We start from the raw sequence: 23,664 nt of genomic DNA on the forward strand, positions 1-23,664 counted from the left end.
TAAACAGAAAGACACCACAACAAAACTATATTTACGATGACATGGTAACTAGGGTTTCTCCTATCACGAAGAAACCCCTTTTGCAGAGAGATATAAAGTATTTTATAGCAAAGTAATTTCCATGGGTGGAAACTCTTACTTGATTGTCTTTCTAGCCTTTTGAATTGCTCTTATTTGGGCAACAGCTCTTGCCAATTCGGCTGCAGCAACGGAGTAATCGATATCTCCTCCTTTACTGGCTATAGCCGCTTCAGCTTTGGCTTTAGCTGCCAATGCAGCAGCTTCATCTAGATGCTCAGCTCGTTCTGCCACATCAGCGAGAATTGTCACACAATGAGGCTGAACTTCAAGCATTCCACCTTGCACATAGTATATGTCCTGTGTACCACCTTGCAAAGTAATCCTAACTTCACCTGGCCTTAATACGGTTAGTAATGGAGCATGACCAGGAGTAATACCAATTTCACCCAATTCTCCGGTTGCAACGACCATTTCCACCACACCAGAGAAAATTTCATGCTCTGCACTAACTATATCCAAGTGCGTTGTAATACTCATATTATCTTGCCTCATAAGGTTTTAGCTTTTGCAACAGCTTCCTCGATGCTTCCGACCATATAAAATGCCTGCTCAGGCAAATCATCATATTCACCAGCAAGAATGCCTTGGAAACCTTTGATAGTATCTTTAAGTGATACGTATTTACCAGGAGAACCTGTAAACACTTCTGCAACGAAAAATGGCTGAGATAAAAATCTTTGGATTTTACGAGCTCGAGTTACAACTCGTTTGTCTTCCTCAGACAGTTCGTCCATACCTAAAATTGCAATAATATCTTTTAGCTCTTTATAGCGTTGCAATGTTTGTTGTACACGACGCGCTGTGTCGTAATGCTCTTGTCCTACAATCAAAGGATCCAGCTGGCGTGATGTAGAATCAAGCGGATCAACCGCAGGATAAATACCCAATTCGGCAATTTGTCGGGACAATACTACAGTGGCATCCAAATGAGCAAACGTTGTAGCTGGTGATGGGTCGGTCAAGTCATCCGCAGGCACATATACTGCTTGAATGGAAGTAATAGAACCTGTTTTTGTTGAGGTGATACGTTCCTGCAGCATACCCATTTCTTCCGCCAATGTCGGCTGATATCCTACTGCAGAAGGCATACGGCCTAAGAGTGCAGATACTTCAACCCCAGCCAGGGTGTAACGATAAATGTTATCGATAAACAAAAGAACATCACGCCCTTCATCCCGGAATTTTTCAGCCATAGTCAAGCCGGTTAGAGCAACACGCAAACGGTTTCCTGGTGGCTCATTCATCTGACCATAAACAAGGGATACTTTATCTAATACATTAGAGTCTTTCATCTCGTGATAGAAGTCGTTTCCTTCACGGGTGCGCTCACCAACCCCTGCAAACACCGAATAACCACTATGCTCAATTGCAATGTTGCGAATTAATTCCATCATGTTAACGGTTTTACCTACCCCGGCACCACCGAATAGACCTACTTTACCTCCCTTGGCAAAAGGACAAAGCAAATCAATGACTTTAATACCAGTTTCCAATAATTCCTGGCTGCCAGCTTGCTCTTCATAACTTGGTGCTTTACGATGAATAGCCCAGGTTTCTTCAGCATCGATAGGTCCAGCATCATCCACAGGACGTCCAAGAACATCCATAATGCGGCCTAATGTTTTCTTGCCTACTGGCACTTGAATAGGATGGCCAGTGTTTTCAGCTTTTAATCCTCGCTTTAAACCATCGGTGGTTCCCATGGCAATAGTACGCACCACTCCATCACCGAGTTGTTGCTGCACTTCAAAAACCAGATCGCTATCAACAAGCTTCAACGCATCATTGACTTTAGGCACGCTATCACGAGGAAACTCTACGTCAACTACCGCACCAATTACTTCTACCACAGTTCCTAAGCTCATTATATACCCTCTTTATAAAGCGGCTGCGCCACCGACAATTTCTGCCAACTCTTGAGTAATGGCTGCTTGTCGGGCTTTGTTATAAGCCAATTGAAATTCTTTAATCAAATCACCTGCATTATCCGTTGCACTTTTCATTGCAATCATCTTTGCCGCTTGTTCGCAGGCAATGTTTTCTACAACAGCTTGATACACTTGTAATTCAATATATCGCTCTAAAATTTCATCTAGCAGTTCTTTAGCTTCGGGCTCGTAAATATAGTCCCAATGATGACCCAATATTTTTTTATCTTCTTCTGATTTTGGTAAAGGCAATAATTGTTTTACAAAAGGTTTTTGCGTCATTGTGTTAATGAATTCATTGTACACAATATGCAAGGAATCAATAGTGCCATTGTAATAAGCATCAAGCATTATTTTCACGACACCAATAAAATCGTTGATGCTCGGTGTATCACCCAAATGGTCTATGGAACCTAGTATGTTACCACCCACGCGTCTAAAAAATGCTTGGCCTTTTCTGCCGATAACAGCAATATCAACTTCCTTACCATGCTCTTGCCAATTACGAATAGTACGAATTGTTTCACGAAATAGATTCGAGTTTAATCCACCGCAAAGACCTCTGTCTGTGGTAACAACAATGATGCCAATCCGCTTGGTTTCGCGCTCACTCATAAATGGGTGTCTGTACTCAGAGGCTGCTCGAGCAATATGCTTTATGACTTCATATATTTTATTCGCATAAGGTTTAGAAGCCCGCATTCTTTCTTGCGTTTTGCGCATTTTGCTAGCAGCCACCATTTCCATAGCTCGAGTAATTTTTCGAGTCTTATTAATACTCGAAATTTTTGAACGTATTTCTTTTGCTCCAGCCATCTTTCACTTCGCCTTTATTAGTTTTAGAGGCCATCACTTTGATATAATGGCCTTTGTATCTCAAAGAGTTAGCCCTTTGAGACTATACCTTACCAACTGCCTGTATTCTTGAACTCTTCTACTGCTTTTTTCAGTTTTGCTTCGATCTCATTATCATAAGCACCAGCTTCATTAATGGCATGTAATAACGCAGCATGGGTACTACGCATATAATCGTGCAATGAGGCTTCAAATGAGCTTATTTCATTTACTGGCACATCATCCAAATACCCCTTTTCTACTACAAACAAGCTCACGCCCATTTCAGCCACGGTAAGCGGAGAGTATTGTTTTTGCTTCATCAGCTCAGTAATACGTTGACCGCGCTCTAGCTGTTTGCGTGTTGCATCATCAAGATCGGAAGCAAATTGAGAGAACGCTTCTAACTCACGAAATTGAGCCAGAGCAAGACGAGTACCACCACCAAGCTTTTTCATAATTTTGGTTTGTGCAGCACCACCAACCCGTGAAACAGACAACCCAGAGTTAATTGCTGGTCTAACACCTGAGTTAAATAAGTCAACATCAAGGAAAATTTGTCCGTCGGTAATGGAGATTACGTTTGTGGGTACGAAGGCTGACACATCGCCCGCTTGCGTTTCGATAATCGGTAATGCTGTGAGAGATCCTGTTTTACCCTTCACTTCGCCATTAGTCAATTTTTCCACTTCATCGGCATTAATTCTTGCCGCTCTTTCCAACAAGCGAGAATGCAAGTAGAAGATATCACCAGGATAAGCTTCGCGACCTGGTGGCCGGCGTAATAGCAAGGAGATCTGTCTGTATGCCCATGCTTGCTTTGTTAAGTCATCGTAGACAATCAAGGCATCTTCCCCACGCTCCATGAAATACTCGCCCATGGTACAACCAGCGTAAGGCGCAATATATTGAAGCGCTGCTGAGTCAGAAGCTCCAGCTACCACAACGATAGTATGCTCAAGAGCGCCATGCTCTTCTAATTTTCTAACAATGGATGCAACCGATGAAGCCTTTTGACCAATGGCAACGTACACGCATTTAACTCCGGTACCTTTTTGGTTGATGATCGCATCAATAGCAATGGCGGTTTTACCAGTTTGGCGGTCACCAATGATAAGCTCTCTTTGTCCTCTTCCAACAGGGATCATCGCGTCGATTGCTTTTAATCCTGTTTGAACAGGTTGATCTACTGATTTACGTGTAATTACACCAGGAGCCACTTTTTCTATTGGAGACATACCAGATGACTCTATCGGGCCTTTTCCGTCTATAGGATTTCCTAACGCATCAACCACACGCCCCAAGAGACCTGTTCCAACTGGAACCTCAAGAATACGGCCTGTACATTTTCCTTTTTGCCCCTCAGCTAATGTGGATGAATCACCTAATATTACAGCACCAACAGAATCTCTCTCCAGGTTAAGAGCTAAACCATAAACTCCGCCTGGAAACTCTATCATTTCACCTGCCATAACATCGGCAAGACCATGCAGTCGTACGATACCGTCTTTCAGACTAACGATAGTACCTTCATTTCGTGCTTCAGAAACCACACTAAATTGATCTATTTTCTTTCTGATTAATTCACTGATTTCAGAAGGATTTAACGCTACTTGTTCTGACATGGAAACTATCCTCTAAATTAAGCGGCCAAGCTGGTGCCAAGCATATTAAGCCTGCCCCGAACTGAACCATCGATAACTAAATCGCCTGCTCGAATTAGCGCTCCGCCAAGCAAGGAGGGATCAATACTTATTTTTAAAGAAACCTTACGTGATAATCTTTGACTTAAGGATTCACTCAACCGTTGTTGCTGCGCTGGAGTCAATTCGGAATAGCTGACCACATCAACTTCCAGTATTTTTTCTTGCTCTGCTCTATATACTTCATAAAGAGCCTTAATTTCTGGCAACAACATCAATCTTTTATTAGTTGTTAATAGCTTAATTAAATTATTTAATGCATCATTTTTCTTGAACTTTGAACTACTTATCTCAATGAGAAGTTCGATTTGTTGTTCATCTGTTGATGCCGGATTAGCAATAAACTGAGAAGCTTGAGGAGTTAAAACAACTTGAGCCAACACGGCAAGGTATTCTGACCATTCACTCAGTTTATTTTCTGCTAAAGCATGTTCAAATATCGCTTTTGCGTAGGGCCTGGCTATGGTGGTACTATCAGACATTTTAAATCTCTTCAATAAGGTTATCTAACAGTTCGCTATTCGCTTTTGCATCCACCTCACGCATTAAAATTTTCTCTGCCCCAGTAATAGCCAGCTTTGCAACTTGTTTTCGCAGTTCTTCTTTGGCGTGATTTACTTGTTGAGCAATTTGTTCTTGCGCGAGTTTTGCTTGAATTTGAGCTTCGCGTTTTGCGGCCTCTTTCGCTGCTTCAATAATCTCTGATGCTCGTTTATTGGCTTTATCAATGATATCCGCAGAATGAGCCTTGGCTTGTTTTAATTCATCCTTTACGCGGTGCTGAGCCAACTCCAGTTCTTTCCGCCCTCTTTCAGCAGCAGCTAACCCATCAGCAATTTTGTCTTGCCTTTCTTCCAGAGCTTTTGCTAACGGTGGCCAAACTAATTTCATAGTAAACAGTACAAACGCGGCAAAAACCAACATTTGAACTATTAATGTTAAATTAATATCCAAAGTATATTCTCCTGTAACAGTGAGGGCGCGAAGCGCCCTATTTATGTGTTATCAAGAACCCAGGCTGCTTAGGAAAGGGTTAGCAAAGGTAAAGAATAGTGCAATACCTACCCCAATCATGGTTACCGCATCAAGCAAACCAGCTACAATAAACATTTTAACTTGTAACATAGGTACCATTTCTGGTTGACGAGCTGAGCCCTCAAGAAATTTGCCGCCTAGCAATCCGAAACCTATGGCTGTACCTAGCGCACCCAAACCTATCAACAAGGCAACCGCAATGACGGTCATACTTTGAACTTGTGCTATTAATTCAGCAGCTTGCATATTTTATCCCCTTTACAATGGATGATGATAATTAAAACGGTTAATGATCTTCATGGGCCAAACTTAAATAAACAATAGTCAGGACCATAAAAATAAATGCTTGTAAGGTTATCACTAATATATGGAAAATGGACCAGGCGAGTGCAAGAATAAATTGCGCCGTACCCAGCGTCATAGTACTAATTAATGATGACGTTGTTGCATTTAAGGTTAACAAGGCTATCAAAATAAATATTAATTCGCCAGCGTATAAGTTTCCAAAAAGTCGTAGTGCCAAGGAAATTGGTTTAGCTATCAACCCTACCAACTCCAACAATAAATTAAATGGAATAAATAGTGGATGATTAAAAGGCTGCAGGGTGAGTTCTTTAACAAAACCTTTAACACCTTTTATTTTCAAACTGTAAAAAACTATTAGAAAAAATACAGAAAGTGACAATCCAAAGGTTAAATTTAAATCATTAGTTGGTACAACTTTTAGGTAATGTACACCGACTAACTGAGCGAGCATAGGAAGGATATCTACTGGTACGATATCCATAAAGTTCATTAGGAATACCCACATAAAGATAGTTAATGCCAATGGACCTATTAAATTATTTTTGCCATGAAAGCAATCTTTAACCTGATTATCGGCAAATTCAAGCATAAGCTCAGCAAAATTTTGTAACTTTCCAGGAACGCCAGTTGTTACTTTTCTTGCTGCCAAGTACATAATTGCTGAAATAATGAGCCCTAAACCTATAGAAAAGAAAATTGTATCCAGGTTCAAGGTCCAAAAACCACCACTTGAACCGAGTGTCATATCATTTACGTTATAGGTAAGGTACGTTAAATGATGTTTAATATAATTTGTGCTAGATACCATTTCAGTCACTTTTTGGCCTATTCTGTTTATTGACAATAATCCATGGGGCAAACCAATGCGTCATAAGAACCAAAATGTATGATGCAAAAAACGCTGCCGGTGTGATCCTACATAATAAAAATACTAATGCAAACAGGAACATGGACAGTATTATTTTTATCGCCTCGCCCTTATAAAAACTATTAACTATTTGCCTTGCAGCTCTCGCACCTTGATGCTTAAACAGTTTAATAGCAAAATAAGCATTTGGTATAATACAAACCAGTCCGCCAAGCAATGCAGAACTAGCTGCATTGGCACCAAATATAATTGCGCAAAGGGCAGCAAGAATTAGAGTAACTCCCAACTGCGCCAGCCACAATCGCGTGATTCCACGCCTATTCAGCTGTTTGTTCACATATTCACCTAACTTTGACGGGGCGAATTATAAATTAAACAATGGCAATAATCAACGTTGATATTCAAATTACGAGCTATAATTGTAGTGTAGGGTTTAGCATTATTTACATGTTAAGCGATTTACTAATTAACCTCGCCTAAGGATTAAAAAATGTCAGAGAAAATTCAACATACAGCAGCCAGGCTGCAAGAAAAAATGAGCAATCGTTATAACGATGGCCTTTCACACAAGCATAATAAAAATCACCTTTCATACAGACAACATTGCAGATCTCATCCTTGTAATCAAACGAACAATAAAGACGAAGAAAGTATTGTAAATGGCTCTACAGGGCTGTTACGCGAGTTTAATTTGAGAAAAATACGAAAACGACTGGATAAAGGTCGATTCCATTGATACAGTATACTTATCCTCCCAGGTTAGCCACTTCCTGGATTGGACGTGCAGCTATTGGCCTGATTCTAATCAGGCCATATTCGTAGCAGGTTGATAAGTATAATATCTCATAAGTTTTACTACTCTCTGCACACCCTCTGTGAATCTTGCAATTTTAATCACTTTTTCAGCTTGCTCTGTCTGAACATCTCCCATCAAATAGACAATATGATCAGAGGTAACCACCTTAAAAGCGTTAGGATCGATTGAAGAGTCCGCAAAAATTTGGCTGCGGATTTTTGTGGTAATCCAACTGTCCTGGATTGAGTTGGATGGCATTTTATTGATAATTACTCGATTAAATAAGCGTCTATAGCCTTTAACTCTGCCAAGACGTTGTTGTAATTCATCGTATAACTCCTGAGAAGGAACATGTCCTGCTATTAAAATATCTCTATTGAACACAGCGATATCTAATACTGTCTCTGAATTTTTAAATGTTCGATTGACTGCTAAAACATCATTAAGAGCTATTATTAAATTATAATCATCTAACTTTTTATATACATTGTGCCTGTCATAAGCTAGAGTTGCTCCAGTCCATAGGGCGCCCAGACAACCTGATAAACAGCTTGCCAAAAATAAGATGACTAGTATAAAACATCCCTGTTTAAACATTCTAACGAATATATTGGAATATTTTCACAACTTTCCTCACTCCAGCAACGCGTCTGGCCACGTCAACCGCTAGCAATGCTTGCTCATCAGAAACAATTCCCATCAAATAGACTACTCCATTTTCAGTAACTATCCGTATCGAACCCGATTCAAGTCCTTTTTTAGTCAACATGTTACTTCTAACTTGACTTGTAATCCAACTGTCTTTCGTCCGTTGAGTCAGGGGAATGGGATTATCAACCGTTATTTCATCATAAACTCTTTTTACTCCAGGGGCATTTTGAGCGATCCGCTCGGCTAGAACACGCAATGACGCAGCGGGGGTTTGTCCAACCAGCAATACCACCCGGTTAAAACTGGTAACGAGAATTCTAGAGTGCCTAAATCGAGGATCCTTGATGATGGCTTTATGAATCACATGAAATAATCGAGCATCGGCCTCCATGGTAGTCACGCTTCTTCTATCATAAACCATACCCGCTGCTGCACCTGCAACAACCACAGCAACACAACCGGTTAGTAAAGCGCCAATCATCATCACTACGATAGATTTAAATTTTAGATTCATTTTCATTTTTTATCCTAAAACTTGGCCAAACAAAGATTGCTCGATTAAATCACAAAAACAATGCAATATGAACAAGTGCAGCTCTCTTATCAATGCGGTACTGTCTGATGCTACTCTTATCTCTATATCTTCTGGCCCCATATGATTCGCCAAAACACCTCCATCCCGACCGCTCAGTGCAATCGTATCCATGCCGCGTTCACTTGCCGCATGAAGAGCTTGTAACATGCTATCAGAATTACCTGACGTAGTTAGTAAAAGCAATACATCTTGTTCCTGCCCTAAGGCTTGAATTTGCCTTGCAAACACTTGACCATAATGATGCTCATCAGCAAATGAACTCAAGCAAGACGCATCAGCGCTTAAATTAATAACCGGCAGAGAAGGCCTTTCCACTTCGAAATGATTTAACATCGAACTGGAAAAGTGCATGCAATTGGCGCTAGATCCCCCACTACCGCAAATAAATATTTTGCCATCATTCAATAAACAGTTAACCAGCAACTTCCCTGCTTTAGCTATTGAATTCGATAACATATCAGCCGCTGATATTTTTGCTTCTATTGTGACACCAAACAAATGTCTTACTCTTTCTTCTAACTGAACCATTTCAAAACCTTCTATTCATTATGTTCCTAGGATCCTGCATCAAATGCGTTCTTCAACCAGGTAATCTTGTTTGATTTTCCATCTATGCTAACCACATCAAACCGTATGGGAAACTTATCCTGTATTCGATACTTAATCATATAATGAGAAGTTGTTTTTATTATTTTTTGTTTCTTTTCGTAAGTAATGCTGGCAAGCCCTCCACCAAAACTGCTATTTGAGCGCGATCGAACCTCAATAAAAACCAGATAAGCCCCCTCACGCATAATCAAATCAATTTCTCCCAAACGACAACGATAGTTTTGGATTACTAATTCAAGACCATTTTCCTTTAGGTAATTTAAAGCCAATTGTTCAGCAAACTTTCCTTTTTCTTGAGTCATTATTTATCTTGGCTCATATTAAAATTAAACGGTATCCCCTAGTGAATGAGCCAGACCCTGTTTAAATTGCCCCCATTCAAGAACTCTGGCTACTTGTTGAGTAGGTTTTAAATATAAAATTCCTGTCGAATCGTTAGAGCCATCGGCTGGGAATAATATCAGTTGGTTTAATTGGGTAGCCAAAGTATAACTGTCCATGCCTAAAGCATAAAGCCTGTTATAACTATTGAATTGTTCAGGCCAGTTTTTCGTTCCCATCTGATGAGAAAATACCCAGGGTATATCACAGAAAATGATCCCATCCAAATCCTTATCCTTCAAAGCATTGGCACTCCCGCCATAAACACTTGAGGTGGCGTACACGGGAACATCTCCAGCATAATAATATTTTAATAAAGGCATAATTTGGCGGGCCTTTGAAGGATAAGCCAATAAAAATATCATATCAAAATCCTGTCTTCGGCTAGTAGTCGATTGGACATTGTACCCTAATACCTGTTTTAATTTTTTCTCCCGTTCCTGACTATTGGTGATTTGCAAAAAATCTTTCATGCTCTTATTCAAATCTTGCTTGGCTGCATATCGAAGAGTGTCAACAACAAGGCCCCCATCTTCATTCCACTGATTAGTAAAAGCCTTGGTTACTTCATTACCCCAGGCATTATTGGGAGCAATAATCAGTGCTTTTCTGTAACCTTTGCTTTTTGCTTTTATTGCAACCTGAATCGCTTCATTAACAGGAGATAAGCCTAAGGAATAAGAGTTGTTCTGTGTACTGGTGTCAGTATCGTTTAGCAATAGGGTAGGAACTGGATGATCCAGGGATGCGATGGTAGCGACTTGAGCTTTCGTTAAAGGACCAACAACATATTCAGCACCATCCGAAATAGCTTGGTGATATGTGTTCGTAATATCGCCCTTGCTTGTATCATAAACTTTAATTTTTGTTGATTCATCTCCCCTGTTGGCCTTATAGGCTGCCATAAAGCCTTCCCGTATAGCATGACCCGGCCCGGATAATGAGCCACTCAAAGGCAATAATAAGGCGACCTGTTTAGGCGGGGTTAATAATTTACTTGATATGCTGTCTAATGGATTAGGTAAAATCTGATTGGCTGGATGATTACTAAAATGCATCTGCCATTGATCCAAGGCAGCCAACAATGATTTTGAGTTATTTCTGTACTTACGGGAAATAACAGCCAGCTGTAACCAGCCTTGCATTTCTGATTTATCCACGGCTTCCATAGCCATCGTATTTAATTCCGCTTGAGGTAAACTGGTTAAAGTCAACCACAAAGCCCGTCGGTTATTGGCCTGACTTTCTTCATCAGGGAGCAATGATTCTAATTTGATACGCTCACTCACTGATTCAGAGTAACTACCAATGGCCCGAAATGATTTTGCTAATTCTTCGTGAAACTGGATTTGATTATATAATGAGAGATTTTCAGGCTCCTTAATTTTAGCTAGCTTAGCTAAGGCATCCCTGGGCTTATCACGCATAAAGTCGATTTTTGCCAATAAAAGATTCTTTTCATTGGCCTGCTCAACCGTTAATTCTTCAGTTTGTGCTAAAATGGCGGTTCCTTGCTTCCACTGCCCATCAGTAATTAAGCGGCCGGCTGCTGAAATCAATGCGCTTTGCTTTACATGGCCTTCTTGACTCTTGGCCATAGCCAAGTATGCTGCAGTAGGTAATGAATATGGATTTTTTAATTTTTTGTTGGCTTTTACGACAGGTTCGGTTGAGTTCACTGTTTTTGTGCATTGGCAAAGCAAAAAAATCGATACCAATACTAAGACCATGCGAAGTTTTAATTGTTTTATTAACATGTTAATTCGCCAAATTTGCTTTTTCGCAAGAGGATAAACCATGACAAACACTCTAGCAACAGATTTAGGAACCCTCTACATAGTTGCTACTCCAATAGGAAATCGTGAAGACATTTCTTTCAGGGCTCTCAATACATTGAAAAACGTTGATTTAATACTTGCAGAAGATACACGCCATTCCAAACAATTATTAACCTCACTAGGAATAAAAAATAATTTAAGTTCATTGCATGCCTATAATGAAGCAAACAAAAGCAAGGAGATAATTGAGAAGCTGCTCCATGGAAAATCAATCGCATTAATCAGTGACGCGGGAACACCGTTGATTAGCGACCCAGGATTTCCTTTGGTGAAACAAGCCCATGAGCACCATATCCCTGTTGTGCCTGTTCCTGGCGCCTGTGCTTTAATTGCCGCATTAAGCGCTGCAGGAGTACCCTGCGATTCTTTTGCCTTTTTAGGTTTTCTGCCGGCCAAACAAAGTGCCAGAAAACATGAACTTCAATCATTGCGCTCAGCGCCCTATACCTTAGTATTCTATGAATCAACTCATAGAATCATAGACAGCCTTAACGATATTGCAGAGATCTATGGCCAAGATTGTGAACTGGTTTTAGCAAAAGAAATAACCAAAAGCTTTGAGCGATTTGTATCTGGAAAAATAAGAGAAATTATAGACTGGCTATTGAGCGACCCTGGTCATACCAAAGGTGAGTTTGTTTTAATTTTTCCACCTCGTTCATCAAATAAAGAACTCCATTCGCATGAAAAATTACTCAAAATACTATTGGAAGAATTACCTTTAAAGCAAGCTGTGGCTATCGCATGCAAATTGACTAATGCCAACAAAAATCAGATCTATGAGGAAGCATTGAAATTAAAAGGGAGCTAAAAAACCATATTGAGCTCTCATTCCCGTAACATTGTCCGTAAATGACCTTTTTTTGTCCTCTAAGACCAAGCAAGGATATCGTCTTTTAAACTATATTGTTTATATATTAGGCTATATTGGAATTATAAAATGGATGTCTTAAAAAAATACAGTTTTTTACTAGTCTACTTACTTATCCCATTGCCCTTTGTCTCTTTACATTTAGGAGGCTGGTATAGTTTTCTACCCTTCTTAATTGTTTTTGCTTTCATTCCCTTAATTGATGCCTTTTTTCATGATTCGGCAAATCCAACACTGGAGAAAGAACAAGAACTCCTAAAAGATAAATTTTTTAAATGCATTACTTGTGCTTATGTGCCTGTTCAAGTAACCATCATTGCTTATGGAATCTATATAGTCAGTACTCAAGATTTGGTTTGGAATGAATGGCTAGGATTTACCATGTCACTAGGACTTATCTCAGGTGGAGTAGGCATCAACTTTGCTCATGAAATGATGCATAAAAACAGTAAATTGCAACAACTAATGAGTAAAATTTTGCTAGTTACAGTTTGCTATGGTCATTTTTTTATTGAGCATGTCAAGGGCCATCATGTCAAAGTAGCAACACCTGATGACCCTGCCACAGCTCAATTAGGTGAAAACTTATATCAATTTTTACCAAAAACGATATTAGGCTCGTTTCAATCAGCCTTGCTTTTAGAAGAAAAGCGCTTATCACATAAAAATTATCCTCTTTGGAGTTTACATAATAATTTTTGGTGGATACTTACTTTTCCATTAATCATTTGCGTAATCTGCTTGATTTTTGGTGGATTAAATGCCCTATCATTTTTCTTATTACAATCATTCATTGCCATTCTGACATTAGAAATTGTTAACTATATTGAACACTATGGGCTAGAACGGAAAATGCTCAGTAACGGCCAATATGAAAAAGTAAATCCAAATCATTCCTGGAACGCGAATCATTGGCTTAGCAATCAGCTGCTAATTCACTTGCAACGGCATTCCGATCATCATGCCCATGGTGCGCGTCCTTATCAAATTTTACGTCATATGGAGAAAAGCCCTCAACTTCCTTCAGGGTACCTCGGAATGATCATCATCGCTTTAATTCCACCACTCTGGCATTACATCATGGACAAGAGAGTGATTGCCTATCGAATCCAGTTAAAACAATTGGAAGAAATTTAAACCTAAAATAATGATATGCTTTTACAGCAAAAGAATATGTTGTTAATTCAGGACTTACGATAAATCCCAATCTCTTTGTTAAAAAATGTTTTTAATTCGGTCATTTAGTTTATCTAAACTCCCTCATTAATAACATTTTTGCCTCGACCTTGAGGTTTTTCGTAAGTCCTGTAATTTTTATTGCAAAATGGCTGTGGAATCAAAAACTTTTATCCGCTTATTTAGTACTGAGAGACGATTTGCCAAAATTTTAGCCATACATACATGAAATTGAACCAAGAGCAACGGTTTATTTATAGAAAGCTCTTGGATTGACTTCAAATCAATTTCATACACAATGGTTTTTTCATGGGTTCTTAATGTTGCGGTACGTTTCTTATGTGTGTACATGGCAATTTCACCTAATACATTTCCTGAACCCACAACCAGTACGCGTTTATCACCGACAAATGCTGAAACCCTTCCCCGATGAATAAAGTAAACACTGGTTGACTCCTCTCCTTCATGACAAATCATATCATTCGGGTTATAAGATTTTATGGAAGCCTTTTCGCTAATCCATGCGACCAGTTCAGAGGAAAAACCTAAATACAGTAATTGTTGCTCTAGTGTTACTTCTTCAATATTTATATTTTGCGCATATTTTTCTATAACTTGCTCTTCACACCACTCTAAGGCAGACTCTTGATCAGTAAATACTTTAAGCCAATTAGTTTCCGATTCTAATAAATTAGTTTTCATTAATTCATCATAAACAATAGGCTTTAATGAACAAATTGCAAACCAAATATTATTTTTTTCCGCATGGAGCTTTAAGTTTTTCATCAAAATAATACGGGATGAGTCAATATTGTAGACAAGCTCAAAGTCTAAAATGATATATCGAGCTTTTTGAATGCTTTTTATTAACTGAAGTAACCTGTAAATAGAGCCAAAAAAAAGAAATCCCTGTAATTTCAAAAACTTAATTTCATCACCTTGTGTAGATAAAATGGATTGAGATATCGGATTTCTTTCAAAAGAGGAATTATAGTCTGATCCTGAAAATAAATACTTAACCGGATTTATTTTGCTGTAACGAAAAGCGAAGATAAAAATTGAAATAACCGTTCCTATAGCCACCGCCGTAATCATATTAAAGATAATAGCAATAACTAATATCAGCAAAACAATTAAATATTCACTTAAATTTAATAAACGCCAGGTATTAACTAACCATTCAGATAGAAAACAGAAAGCGATATAAAACAAGTAACAACCGATAGCCATTTTCGGGAAACATTCAACGACCACGGCACCAAAGCACAAAATAAGCAACATGGGAACAAAAGCCATCACTCCGATAATACGAGCACCACCATATTCTTTTGCAACAGTAGATGCTGACAAAGACAAATAGCCAACCATCCCTCCAACTAACCCACTTAATACATTGCCAATACCCGCTGTACGAAGTTCCTTGTTCAAATCCAATTGCTTATTAACTATCAATTCATAACTACTCGCATTTAATAACAAGGCAATAAAACTTACCAGTATAACCAACCCTACATAATTCAATAAGGTCATTGAAAATGGATAATGAATCATTTGCCATATTTCAGGTTTCAGAAGCGAATCAATATGGCTTTGATTGAAAGGTCCCAAGACGTATCCTTCTGTTGGGTCTACCAAGTACTCCAAATTAAAAATATAAAAAAGGGCATAGAATAAAATAACAAGAAAAATAAACATCAATTGAAGCGCGTACCGATAACCAAACTTTTCTTTAAAAATATAAACAACTATTCCCGCGATAAACCCTGGTGCCCACAGTAATATTTCCTCCTTATGAAAAAAAATAAACCAATTCTGGTGTAATGCTTTACCGGTTAATAATGCAAAGGTTCCTGATAAAACCAACCAACCTGTTGCTGCCATAAAGCCACAAATCACAGGGTACGGCAGATAACGGATAATATTTCCAAACTTGAATTTTCCAACGAAATAAAATGACAACCCGGTTAAACAGGTTGTGACACCAAGAAGAAAGAGGATCGTGATAAAGATGGCTTCATTAATAGAGCCTGATGGCATTGATTTAATGATCACTAATGCCATGGCTGAATACAAAATTGCCGCTTCATCTTGCAACTGAGCGATCGCATAAGGAGGAGAAGACATGAACAAGTAGCTAGCGCTTATAATAATTACTGAAATAGCCAATATATTAATGACAAGTGGAATATAAATCTCTAACGCACCTTGGTAAATAAGTGAGGAAAATGCAACAATACTAATCATATTGTCAATACTTATGACCAATCCTGCCAAAATAGCCAATATCAATTGACTTCGAGTCATCCTATCTCTCACTAATTCATTTCAAAACTAAAGGATTATTTTACTAAACAATGCAAAAATCCAGTTTTTCACATTTCTAATGGAATTAAAATAGCAACCCCTGTTGTTCATAAATTATTGCATAAAATTATTTTCCTAAGTTTTTATAAGTTTAAATCCTTTTAATACACAAACCTTCTCCACTATATTCTTGTTAATATAAGAGCATTAACATTAAAAATGCTGGAAATCCACTACCTCTTTCCCCTAAACTGTCTTTGGTTTTTTAGACTTAAGGACTATATATGAAAACTAAATCATGGATTGTAAGTTTGTTTTATTCCTCATTATATTTCTCTTCTTCTTATGCAATTAATCTCCATCAAACCACAATAATTGATCCATTAATGGGCAGTCGTACCATTACCTATGAGCAAGTTGGAGAATTTGCAGTAGTAGAGGGTGATATTTTGATTGGTAAAGCGGAGAATCTTAAAAACCAAGGTGCTGTTATTACACCGAAAGTCGGAGGTTCACGTTGGCCAAATGGTGTTATCCCTTATGAAATTGCTGAAAATTTACCTTTTATAAACAAGCTTGCCATTCTACAAGCAATAGATCATTGGCAAAAAAGAACGAATATAGAGTTTGTTGAATTAACTTCTAAAAATCGTTATGACTATCGTGATTATATTTCCTTTATCCCCGCAGAAGGCACAACCTGCTCTTCCTATGTTGGACGCCAGGGAGGGAAGCAAGAAATCAATTTGGCGCCAAGATGCACTACCATGAATACGGTACATGAAATAGGACATGCCTTGGGAATGTGGCATGAGCAATCCCGATCAGACAGAAATCAATATATTCGCATTGTATGGGAAAATATTGATGAAGAGCATAAATTTAATTTTGATCAACATTTAACTGATGGGAAGGATTTCGGTGAATACGACTATGGATCCATTATGCATTATGGTCGATTTGCTTTTTCCAAGAATGGCCAAGAAACCATCATACCTCTGATTGATGGAGTTGAAATAGGGCAGCGAACTCAGTTAAGTGAAAAAGATATCGCTGCCATCAAAGCAATGTACCCTGAAGCCTAATTGGGGGTAGTAGCCAAGGCCATATATCCATCTTTTTCCTCTGAAGGAGCGGCTAAAGCCAATTGTTTGGCCGCCTTTGCTTCAGAGTGTTGGTCGTAAGCATGGAAAATTTCATAACCAATATACATAGCCGTTAAAACAATTGCAGCAGGCCAACAAATTGCAAAGGTTGTAATTAACACCATAGGCATGACCGTATTCTTTACCATGGTAAAAATAAAATCATTTCGCGCGGCTTCATATTCCTTAAGAGCAACTGGAAGGTTTTTACCTGTCAATTGAGCCTCTTCTAAATACAAACTTTTTTCCTTATATTTCGAATAAGCTCCCGTAGAAAGATACATTGCAACAGCAAGAGTACAGGCAAAAAAACAACCAACGACTAATAGAGGTGGGCTTACCAGCATCGAGGCAGTAAATCCCATCATCAATAAAGCAGCAGCAGCGGCAACAAAGTAGAAAGTAGCTTCCTGAGTTTTATAATTAATTTCAAGCTCTCTAAGTTGCTTATTAAGCATCTCTACATGCAATAACCGCTGTTCAGGAGTCATTTTTTTGAATTTTTCCGGATTATTATAGTCTTCTATTTCCTGTAAATATTGAGCTTTCTTAATCAAATACTCTTGTTTGGCTAAGTTACACTTATATAAAGCCATGCATACGTCGAACCCAAGAAAAACAGAAGTGATCATCCCTGCTACAGGACCGGGAATATTGAAAAGATGATTAAAATTGGTTAGCAGGTTGATCGTAGCCCAAACAAAGTCATTGGCAAAATTACAGTGTCGTTTATAGAGCTCATATTTAAATCTATCCCATGCCGAAGTCACCTCAGGAACATGTCCTGTTTGTTGAGTGATTATCTCTTCTACTTCAGTTGAGTTCAAACGAAGGGATGTACCCTTGTTCATTTTTTTCAATAAAGCATCTTTTAGTTTGCTATTTTCTTTAATACTTAATTTTTCTGCTTTACCACTTCTAGGAATGTAATAAAGAGCTACTTCTTGATTGTCTTCATGAACAAGAATATAACTGTTTCTATAATCTTCGAGACTGGCAGGGCCTGGCAAATAATCCATTTGATGGACTTCACAACCATTTTCCGCACCTTTTTCCAATTCAGTAGGGAAAAAAGTATGTCTTAATAGCATACCTCCATCGATTATTAATCGCATCAAAAAGAAACCAACACTAAAGTAATTTATAATCCCGGTGGGCGCTTGAAGAGTTGAAATAATCTTATCGACATCAGTATGAGTTCCTAAAATAGCATCCAACTTCTCAATAATTTTCAGGTCTCGAGCTACACTCAATCCATTAGTTAAAGTCAAACGGCAAAACGCCCAATAGATACGACACAAGTTGGAATAAGCAACATAATCCCTGATTTTGGAAGCATGCAATGGTGAGCTGATTAAATTGCGAAAACCGCCAAGAAAGGAATCATACAAGGATTGAATAAAACCGGGCTCGTCCTCTTGGACATCGACCTTGTTTAAATGGTCTTTTATTTTTTGTTTTATTTTAGCGTATTCAGCTTGTTTACCGTTTTGTGAATAAGCTTTGTAAAAGGTTTCCAGCAAGGACGCACAATAGTAGCAATACAGCCAGAAAATTTCCTTATTTTCATTATCTTGCTGCTGTAGCACATTAAACATTTGAGTAAATTCAGCTTCTAAATCCTGCCTATGGCGTAGCAAAAAAGTGTAATCTATGGTGTTTACTCGATCATCAATTGTTACAATTTTTGCATCTAATCGACTATCCATCGGAATTTGGGCAAAAAATTGTTGTTTATCCCTACGAAATGCAGCACTTTGTTTTGAGTAGACCATGATTAAGAACTCACAAAAATTACACAGGAAGTTTTACAATAATACGTTACCATTTGATATGTATTTTGACAAGCTTTTTTGTATTATTATTTTACACATTGACTTTTGTAATTCAAACAGGTATTTGCATGTCAATTGATCAAGATAATAGCTGCTTTTTTTGGGTTGACGTAGAGCAAAAAGAGTAAATGCATTGACTAAATATAATACATCGCTACGTTTTATTTAATAATAATTTTACTGATTTCAAATCAAGGAATAATCGAAAATTTATATGATGACTGCCTTGCATCATCCTTATTTTCCAATACAAAAACTGGAAAAAATTTTTCCTAGTAAATCGTCTGAAGTAAATTCACCTGTAATTTCACATAACATTTGATGAGCCAACCGTAAGTCTTCTGCCAAAAGTTCCCCAGCTTTATGATTTGTTAATTGTGTTTGCCCAGTTAGTAATAAAGTTTTTGCTTCATCCAATGCTTGTAGATGTCGTCTGCGAGCTAAAAACTGACCTTCTGCTGGTTGATATCCAACCACTTGTTTGATTACTTTTTTCAGCTCGCTCATTCCTTCACCAGTTTTTGCTGACAAATAAACCGTCTGCCCATCGCATTTCGCTGAAAATTTAGTGGTATCAATTTTGTTGTATACCTTAATTATGGGTACTTTATTGGGTAATGTTAATTTCAACTCATTAAGCAGAGAATTTTGCTCATCCGGATTGTTAATGTCTATCACCAAAAGCACACAATCAGCTCGCTTCAATTCTTGCCAAGCACGCTTTATTCCCTCCTTCTCCACGAGATCATCACTGTCTCTTAATCCTGCAGTATCAATGATGTGTAGAGGGATATCATCCAATAGGATGTGCTCTCGCATAATATCTCGAGTAGTACCAGCAATTTCAGTAACAATGGCAACATCTCGCCCTGCCAAGTTGTTAATTAATGTTGATTTTCCTGCATTGGGTCTGCCAGCAATAACCAAGGATAATCCTTCACGTAACAATACTCCCTGGTTCGCTTGTGAACGTATTTCCTCTAGCCGTTCAATAATTCTTTGTAGTAATCCACTTATATTTCCATCATTAAGAAAGTCAATTTCCTCTTCTGGAAAATCGATAGCGGCTTCAACGTACATGCGTAAGTAAATTAATTCTTCATTCAATTGATTTATTTTTTTAGAAAAATCACCTTGTAGTGACTTTAAAGCCATACGAGCCGCTGTATCCGAACTGGCTTGAATTAAATCCGCTATGGCTTCTGCTTGAATTAAATCAATTTTATCATTAAGAAATGCTCTTTCAGAAAATTCACCAGGTCTGGCTAGCCGTGCTCCTGCTGCTATGGATTCTTTTACTAGTAAATCCAATACTACAGGGGAACCATGCGCTTGAATTTCAACAACATCCTCTCCAGTAAAAGAATGAGGTCCTTTAAAATAGAGAACCAGTCCATGATCAAGGATTTCACTATTTGCTTTATATAAAGAACAAAATGTAGCTAAACGTGGCTGCAATGCTTTGTTCCCATTTAGGCAAAGGGCTATAGCATAGGCATTTGGACCTGATATTCTGACGATTCCTACCCCGCCTCGTCCTGGCGGGGTAGCGATAGCAACAATGGTATCTATTGACATTTATTTTGCTGTGGCAACAACCTTTTTAGCTGGCTTTTCATCTGAGTATTTTCGAGTGATGTACCATTGTTGTAATATTGATAAAGTATTATTCACAATCCAGTACAAAACCAAACCAGAAGGAAAATTCCAGAATAGAGCGGTAAATAATATAGGTAAAAACATCATTACCTTAGCTTGCATTGGATCAGCTGGTGCTGGATTGAGCTTCTGCTGAATCAGCATAGTTGCTCCCATGATTAAGGGAAGAACATGGTAAGGATCCGCTGAAGCTAAATCATTTATCCAAAATATAAAAGGAGCCTGTCTTAACTCAACACTTTCCAGTAAAACCCAATAGAGTGCTATAAAAACTGGAATTTGAATTAAGATAGGTAAGCAGCCACCTAAAGGATTTACCTTTTCTTGTTTGTAAAGCTCCATGGTAGCCTGACTTATTTTAGCTTTATCATCACCATATCGTTCACGCAAAGCTTGCAACTTAGGCTGTAGCTTTCGCATACTAGCCATTGATTTATAGCTTGTAGCTGACAATCGATAAAAAGCCAATTTAATAAGTACAGTCACAAGAACAATTGACCAGCCCCAATTCCCAACAACAGTATAAATTGCCTTCATTAAAGAAAATAATAATGAAGACAGGAACCATAAAATACCATAGTCCACCGTTAAATCCAGAGATGGGGATATTTCTTTTAAAACACTGGTAATTTCTGGTCCTATGTATAGTTTGGATCCAATCTCCTTCTCTTCATTTGGTTTGACGGTAATAGGCTGACTTACCGCTCCAATAGTGTAATCCTTGTCTGTAGCTAATGTATAAAATTTGTTTTCACTACTGGCATTAGGAACCCAAGCACTCAAAAAATAGTGTTGTTGCATGGCAATCCAACCACCTTTTGCATCCACATCCAGGTTCGATTTGCTCATGTCACTGAAACTAACTTTTTGGTAACGATTTTTCCCGGGATTTGAAAAGGAAGCGCCTGTATATGAACCAATATGAAAAATGCTTGATTTGTCTTCTTTCGGAGAACTGCGTAATAACTGAGTATTAAAATATCCTTTCCATAGAGAATCGCTAGTATTGGCTATCTTGTAATTGACTTCGATTAAATAACTTCCTTTTGTAAAAACAAATTCCTTTTTTACATCCAAACCGTTTTCGCTTTTACCATTTAGAGTCACTATTAACTGGTTTTGATCCGGTTTCAATTCGTAATATTCTTTTTCTGATTTAAAATCAAAATCTAATGATTGAGGTTTTTGACCATCTAAAACAAAAAGGCTACTGTTCGCTACATATCTCTCGCTGGACTGATTTTGCAAGAGAGGGAATGGTTTATTTTTATCTTCAACACTCAGTGGATAATCAAGCAATAGACCTTTAACAATATCTCCATTCCTTAAATCAATGTCGACATCCAAAACATCCGTTTTAACCTGAATCAATTGGTTACTGCTACTCGCTTGTTCCTCTGCTTTCAATGTTACAGCTTGTTCTGCATTAGAGGGTATTATTTGTGGTAACAAATGCCCATCTGATGTTAATTTGCCCGCAGTCTTCTCTTCTACTGGTTGTTTGGCTGGATAATCAATTTGCCAAGCGTTCCAAAGTGATAAACCAATAAGCGCAAGCGCCATATATAAAACTATACGTCGTATATCCATTAAATATTCTCAATTCTTATCGTTAGGAAGTAAAGGATCATAGCCACCTTTTGACCATGGATGACAACGAGACAATCGGTTAATTGCCATCCATAAACCTTTGATTACGCCATAATGTTTGATCGCACTCTCAGCATATTCTGAACAGCTTGGATAATAGCGACAGCATGGTGTTATCAAAGGGCTAATAAAATACTGATACATTTTTATTGGTAAGCAAACTATTTGCCGTAGCATGAGGTTAATTTTTCCCATGTTTTATTTAATTTAGTGTTTATACCTAAATTAGTTTTCTTTGCTAGACCTGGTCTCGCCAAAATGATTATATCTACAGATGGCAAGTTAGTTTGACGAAAACTTTCTCTAAGTAGCCGTTTGATACGATTTCTGTCATGTGCCTTAGTTATCATTTTCTTTGATAATGCCAATCCAAGACGGGCAAAACCTAACTTATTTTCTCTAAAAAGAACAATAAAGTCATCTGTAGTTAATTTTTTCGCGTTTTCAAACACGAAATCAAAATCATTCTTTTTTAATAGCCGTTGTGTTTTTCTAAATGCAAACACTTACGCTGATAAACGCTTGCGGCCTTTAGCACGTCGTCGCTTTATAACTAATCTACCTGCGCGAGTAGACATTCTTAAACGAAAACCATGATCGCGTTTGCGTTTTAAATTACTAGGTTGAAAAGTGCGTTTCATGATAAACCTGCTTCTAAATTTATAAGGTTGGAAATGATAGATAACTTTTTTTCAACTGTCAATTTGATTAACTGATTATTTTTTGTGTAATTTTTTTATTTACAGATCGTAATAACATTAACTTTATATATTTTTTAAATTTATTTTTATTATATAAAACACTACTCTTGTGGATATTTTTAAAAATATATTATTTTTTAATAAGTTACGTTGTATTAAACCATGTTTGTAACTCCTTTGTATTATTGTGATTTATTTGTTGTCAATTTCTTTTGCCAATATCACTCACGTGTTATTTCCCCCTTTTTCACTTATTTGATCTCTACTTATCCATAAAGAAATAAGCTCAAAATGAGTATAATTAATACTAATTGGTTTTGTGTTGATTTTTTTGGGGTAGTTATTTTGCTAGTGAAGCATTTTAATTAATTATTTTTGATTGCCTTTCTATTCATTTCCAAATGTCTGGGCTTATCTAAACAATCTTATAAATGGAAATATTTGAAGACGGACTTTATTATGTCTTTGTGGATAACTTTGCCTTTTTTTTAAAGCTGAGTATAATTATTGATTACTCAGATGACATATAGATTGAAATCTTTTTAGATTTTAAAAAATTTTACCAATTGATAAATTCTTGTTATTAATCTTTATTAATTGTCTTGCTGATCGGGTACTTTCAATGGCAATATTTAATACTGTGGATAGATAGTTTTAAGTATTATTTTACCACCCTTGTTTAATTTAGGAGTTATTTT

25 protein-coding genes are annotated in these 23,664 nt (G+C 37.7%); 4 read left to right on the forward strand and 21 right to left on the reverse strand.

Annotation, left to right across the window (positions count from 1 at the left end):
* Positions 1-135 precede the first annotated feature (135 nt).
* From EL201_RS15475 to EL201_RS15515, 9 genes are all read right to left on the reverse strand, one after another.
* The gene (locus EL201_RS15475; protein WP_027223090.1) at positions 136-558 is read right to left on the reverse strand and encodes a F0F1 ATP synthase subunit epsilon; all 423 of its coding nucleotides are present in this window, start codon (positions 556-558) and stop codon (positions 136-138) included.
* Positions 559-569: 11 nt separating this feature from the next.
* The gene (atpD, locus tag EL201_RS15480) at positions 570-1,946 is read right to left on the reverse strand and encodes a F0F1 ATP synthase subunit beta (protein ID WP_010948666.1); all 1,377 of its coding nucleotides are present in this window, start codon (positions 1,944-1,946) and stop codon (positions 570-572) included.
* Between the two features lie 12 nt (positions 1,947-1,958).
* Positions 1,959-2,825, reverse strand: a complete 867-nt coding sequence (gene atpG / locus EL201_RS15485; RefSeq protein WP_027223091.1) for a F0F1 ATP synthase subunit gamma — start codon at positions 2,823-2,825, stop codon at positions 1,959-1,961.
* 89 nt (positions 2,826-2,914) lie between these two features.
* Positions 2,915-4,468: a F0F1 ATP synthase subunit alpha gene (atpA, locus tag EL201_RS15490; protein WP_027223092.1), complete on the reverse strand. Its 1,554-nt coding sequence runs from the start codon at positions 4,466-4,468 to the stop codon at positions 2,915-2,917.
* 17 nt (positions 4,469-4,485) lie between these two features.
* On the reverse strand, positions 4,486-5,028 hold the full coding sequence (locus EL201_RS15495) for a F0F1 ATP synthase subunit delta (protein ID WP_027223093.1): 543 nt from the start codon (positions 5,026-5,028) through the stop codon (positions 4,486-4,488).
* A 1-nt stretch (position 5,029) separates the two neighbouring features.
* Positions 5,030-5,500: a F0F1 ATP synthase subunit B gene (locus tag EL201_RS15500; protein ID WP_010948670.1), complete on the reverse strand. Its 471-nt coding sequence runs from the start codon at positions 5,498-5,500 to the stop codon at positions 5,030-5,032.
* Positions 5,501-5,551: 51 nt separating this feature from the next.
* Positions 5,552-5,827 carry a F0F1 ATP synthase subunit C gene (gene atpE / locus EL201_RS15505; RefSeq protein WP_010948671.1) on the reverse strand — a complete coding sequence of 92 codons (276 nt, stop codon included), beginning with the start codon at positions 5,825-5,827 and terminating at the stop codon, positions 5,552-5,554.
* Positions 5,828-5,867: 40 nt separating this feature from the next.
* Positions 5,868-6,695: a F0F1 ATP synthase subunit A gene (gene atpB, locus EL201_RS15510; RefSeq protein ID WP_027223094.1), complete on the reverse strand. Its 828-nt coding sequence runs from the start codon at positions 6,693-6,695 to the stop codon at positions 5,868-5,870.
* 1 nt (position 6,696) lies between these two features.
* On the reverse strand, positions 6,697-7,092 hold the full coding sequence (locus EL201_RS15515; RefSeq protein WP_027223095.1) for a F0F1 ATP synthase subunit I: 396 nt from the start codon (positions 7,090-7,092) through the stop codon (positions 6,697-6,699).
* 153 nt (positions 7,093-7,245) lie between these two features.
* Between EL201_RS15515 and EL201_RS15740 the strand changes: the two genes are divergently transcribed.
* Positions 7,246-7,491: a hypothetical protein gene (locus EL201_RS15740; protein ID WP_027223096.1), complete on the forward strand. Its 246-nt coding sequence runs from the start codon at positions 7,246-7,248 to the stop codon at positions 7,489-7,491.
* Positions 7,492-7,560: 69 nt separating this feature from the next.
* Here EL201_RS15740 and EL201_RS15525 read toward each other — a convergent pair whose 3' ends face one another.
* From EL201_RS15525 to EL201_RS15545, 5 genes are read right to left on the reverse strand one after another with little or no spacing between them, the layout of a single operon-like run.
* Positions 7,561-8,148, reverse strand: coding sequence for a BON domain-containing protein (locus EL201_RS15525; RefSeq protein ID WP_027223097.1), 588 nt, complete (start codon positions 8,146-8,148; stop codon positions 7,561-7,563).
* A 1-nt stretch (position 8,149) separates the two neighbouring features.
* Positions 8,150-8,722 carry a BON domain-containing protein gene (locus EL201_RS15530; protein ID WP_027223098.1) on the reverse strand — a complete coding sequence of 191 codons (573 nt, stop codon included), beginning with the start codon at positions 8,720-8,722 and terminating at the stop codon, positions 8,150-8,152.
* 3 nt (positions 8,723-8,725) lie between these two features.
* On the reverse strand, positions 8,726-9,325 hold the full coding sequence (locus EL201_RS15535; protein WP_027223099.1) for a D-sedoheptulose-7-phosphate isomerase: 600 nt from the start codon (positions 9,323-9,325) through the stop codon (positions 8,726-8,728).
* Positions 9,326-9,351: 26 nt separating this feature from the next.
* The gene (locus EL201_RS15540) at positions 9,352-9,708 is read right to left on the reverse strand and encodes a YraN family protein (protein ID WP_027223100.1); all 357 of its coding nucleotides are present in this window, start codon (positions 9,706-9,708) and stop codon (positions 9,352-9,354) included.
* 24 nt (positions 9,709-9,732) lie between these two features.
* The gene (locus tag EL201_RS15545; protein WP_027223101.1) at positions 9,733-11,544 is read right to left on the reverse strand and encodes a penicillin-binding protein activator; all 1,812 of its coding nucleotides are present in this window, start codon (positions 11,542-11,544) and stop codon (positions 9,733-9,735) included.
* 40 nt (positions 11,545-11,584) lie between these two features.
* On the opposite strand from EL201_RS15545, the gene rsmI reads away from it, so the two are divergent.
* Positions 11,585-12,436, forward strand: coding sequence for a 16S rRNA (cytidine(1402)-2'-O)-methyltransferase (gene rsmI / locus EL201_RS15550; RefSeq protein ID WP_027223102.1), 852 nt, complete (start codon positions 11,585-11,587; stop codon positions 12,434-12,436).
* 129 nt (positions 12,437-12,565) lie between these two features.
* On the forward strand, positions 12,566-13,633 hold the full coding sequence (locus EL201_RS15555; protein ID WP_027223103.1) for an alkane 1-monooxygenase: 1,068 nt from the start codon (positions 12,566-12,568) through the stop codon (positions 13,631-13,633).
* Between the two features lie 177 nt (positions 13,634-13,810).
* Here EL201_RS15555 and EL201_RS15560 read toward each other — a convergent pair whose 3' ends face one another.
* Positions 13,811-15,976, reverse strand: coding sequence for a SulP family inorganic anion transporter (locus EL201_RS15560; RefSeq protein WP_027223104.1), 2,166 nt, complete (start codon positions 15,974-15,976; stop codon positions 13,811-13,813).
* A 284-nt stretch (positions 15,977-16,260) separates the two neighbouring features.
* Here EL201_RS15560 and legP point away from each other — a divergent pair, with 284 nt between their 5' ends.
* On the forward strand, positions 16,261-17,061 hold the full coding sequence (gene legP, locus EL201_RS15565; protein WP_027223105.1) for a Dot/Icm T4SS effector LegP: 801 nt from the start codon (positions 16,261-16,263) through the stop codon (positions 17,059-17,061).
* Here the strand turns inward: legP and EL201_RS15570 are convergent.
* From EL201_RS15570 to rpmH, 6 genes are all read right to left on the reverse strand, one after another.
* Positions 17,058-18,896: a hypothetical protein gene (locus tag EL201_RS15570; protein ID WP_027223106.1), complete on the reverse strand. Its 1,839-nt coding sequence runs from the start codon at positions 18,894-18,896 to the stop codon at positions 17,058-17,060. The two genes, legP and EL201_RS15570, sit on opposite strands and share 4 nt — an antisense overlap.
* 297 nt (positions 18,897-19,193) lie before the next feature.
* Complete coding sequence (gene mnmE, locus EL201_RS15575) at positions 19,194-20,534, reverse strand: tRNA uridine-5-carboxymethylaminomethyl(34) synthesis GTPase MnmE (RefSeq protein WP_027223107.1); 1,341 nt, start codon at positions 20,532-20,534, stop codon at positions 19,194-19,196.
* The gene (yidC, locus tag EL201_RS15580; RefSeq protein WP_027223108.1) at positions 20,535-22,205 is read right to left on the reverse strand and encodes a membrane protein insertase YidC; all 1,671 of its coding nucleotides are present in this window, start codon (positions 22,203-22,205) and stop codon (positions 20,535-20,537) included. It lies immediately after the preceding gene.
* Positions 22,206-22,214: 9 nt separating this feature from the next.
* Positions 22,215-22,460, reverse strand: coding sequence for a membrane protein insertion efficiency factor YidD (gene yidD, locus EL201_RS15585; RefSeq protein WP_080273204.1), 246 nt, complete (start codon positions 22,458-22,460; stop codon positions 22,215-22,217).
* Positions 22,427-22,771: a ribonuclease P protein component gene (gene rnpA, locus EL201_RS15590; protein WP_027223109.1), complete on the reverse strand. Its 345-nt coding sequence runs from the start codon at positions 22,769-22,771 to the stop codon at positions 22,427-22,429. Before rnpA ends, yidD begins: the two co-directional genes overlap by 34 nt.
* On the reverse strand, positions 22,772-22,906 hold the full coding sequence (gene rpmH / locus EL201_RS15595; protein ID WP_010948689.1) for a 50S ribosomal protein L34: 135 nt from the start codon (positions 22,904-22,906) through the stop codon (positions 22,772-22,774).
* Positions 22,907-23,664 lie beyond the last annotated feature (758 nt).

This window comes from Legionella pneumophila subsp. pascullei (genome assembly GCF_900637585.1).
Lineage (GTDB): Bacteria > Pseudomonadota > Gammaproteobacteria > Legionellales > Legionellaceae > Legionella > Legionella pascullei.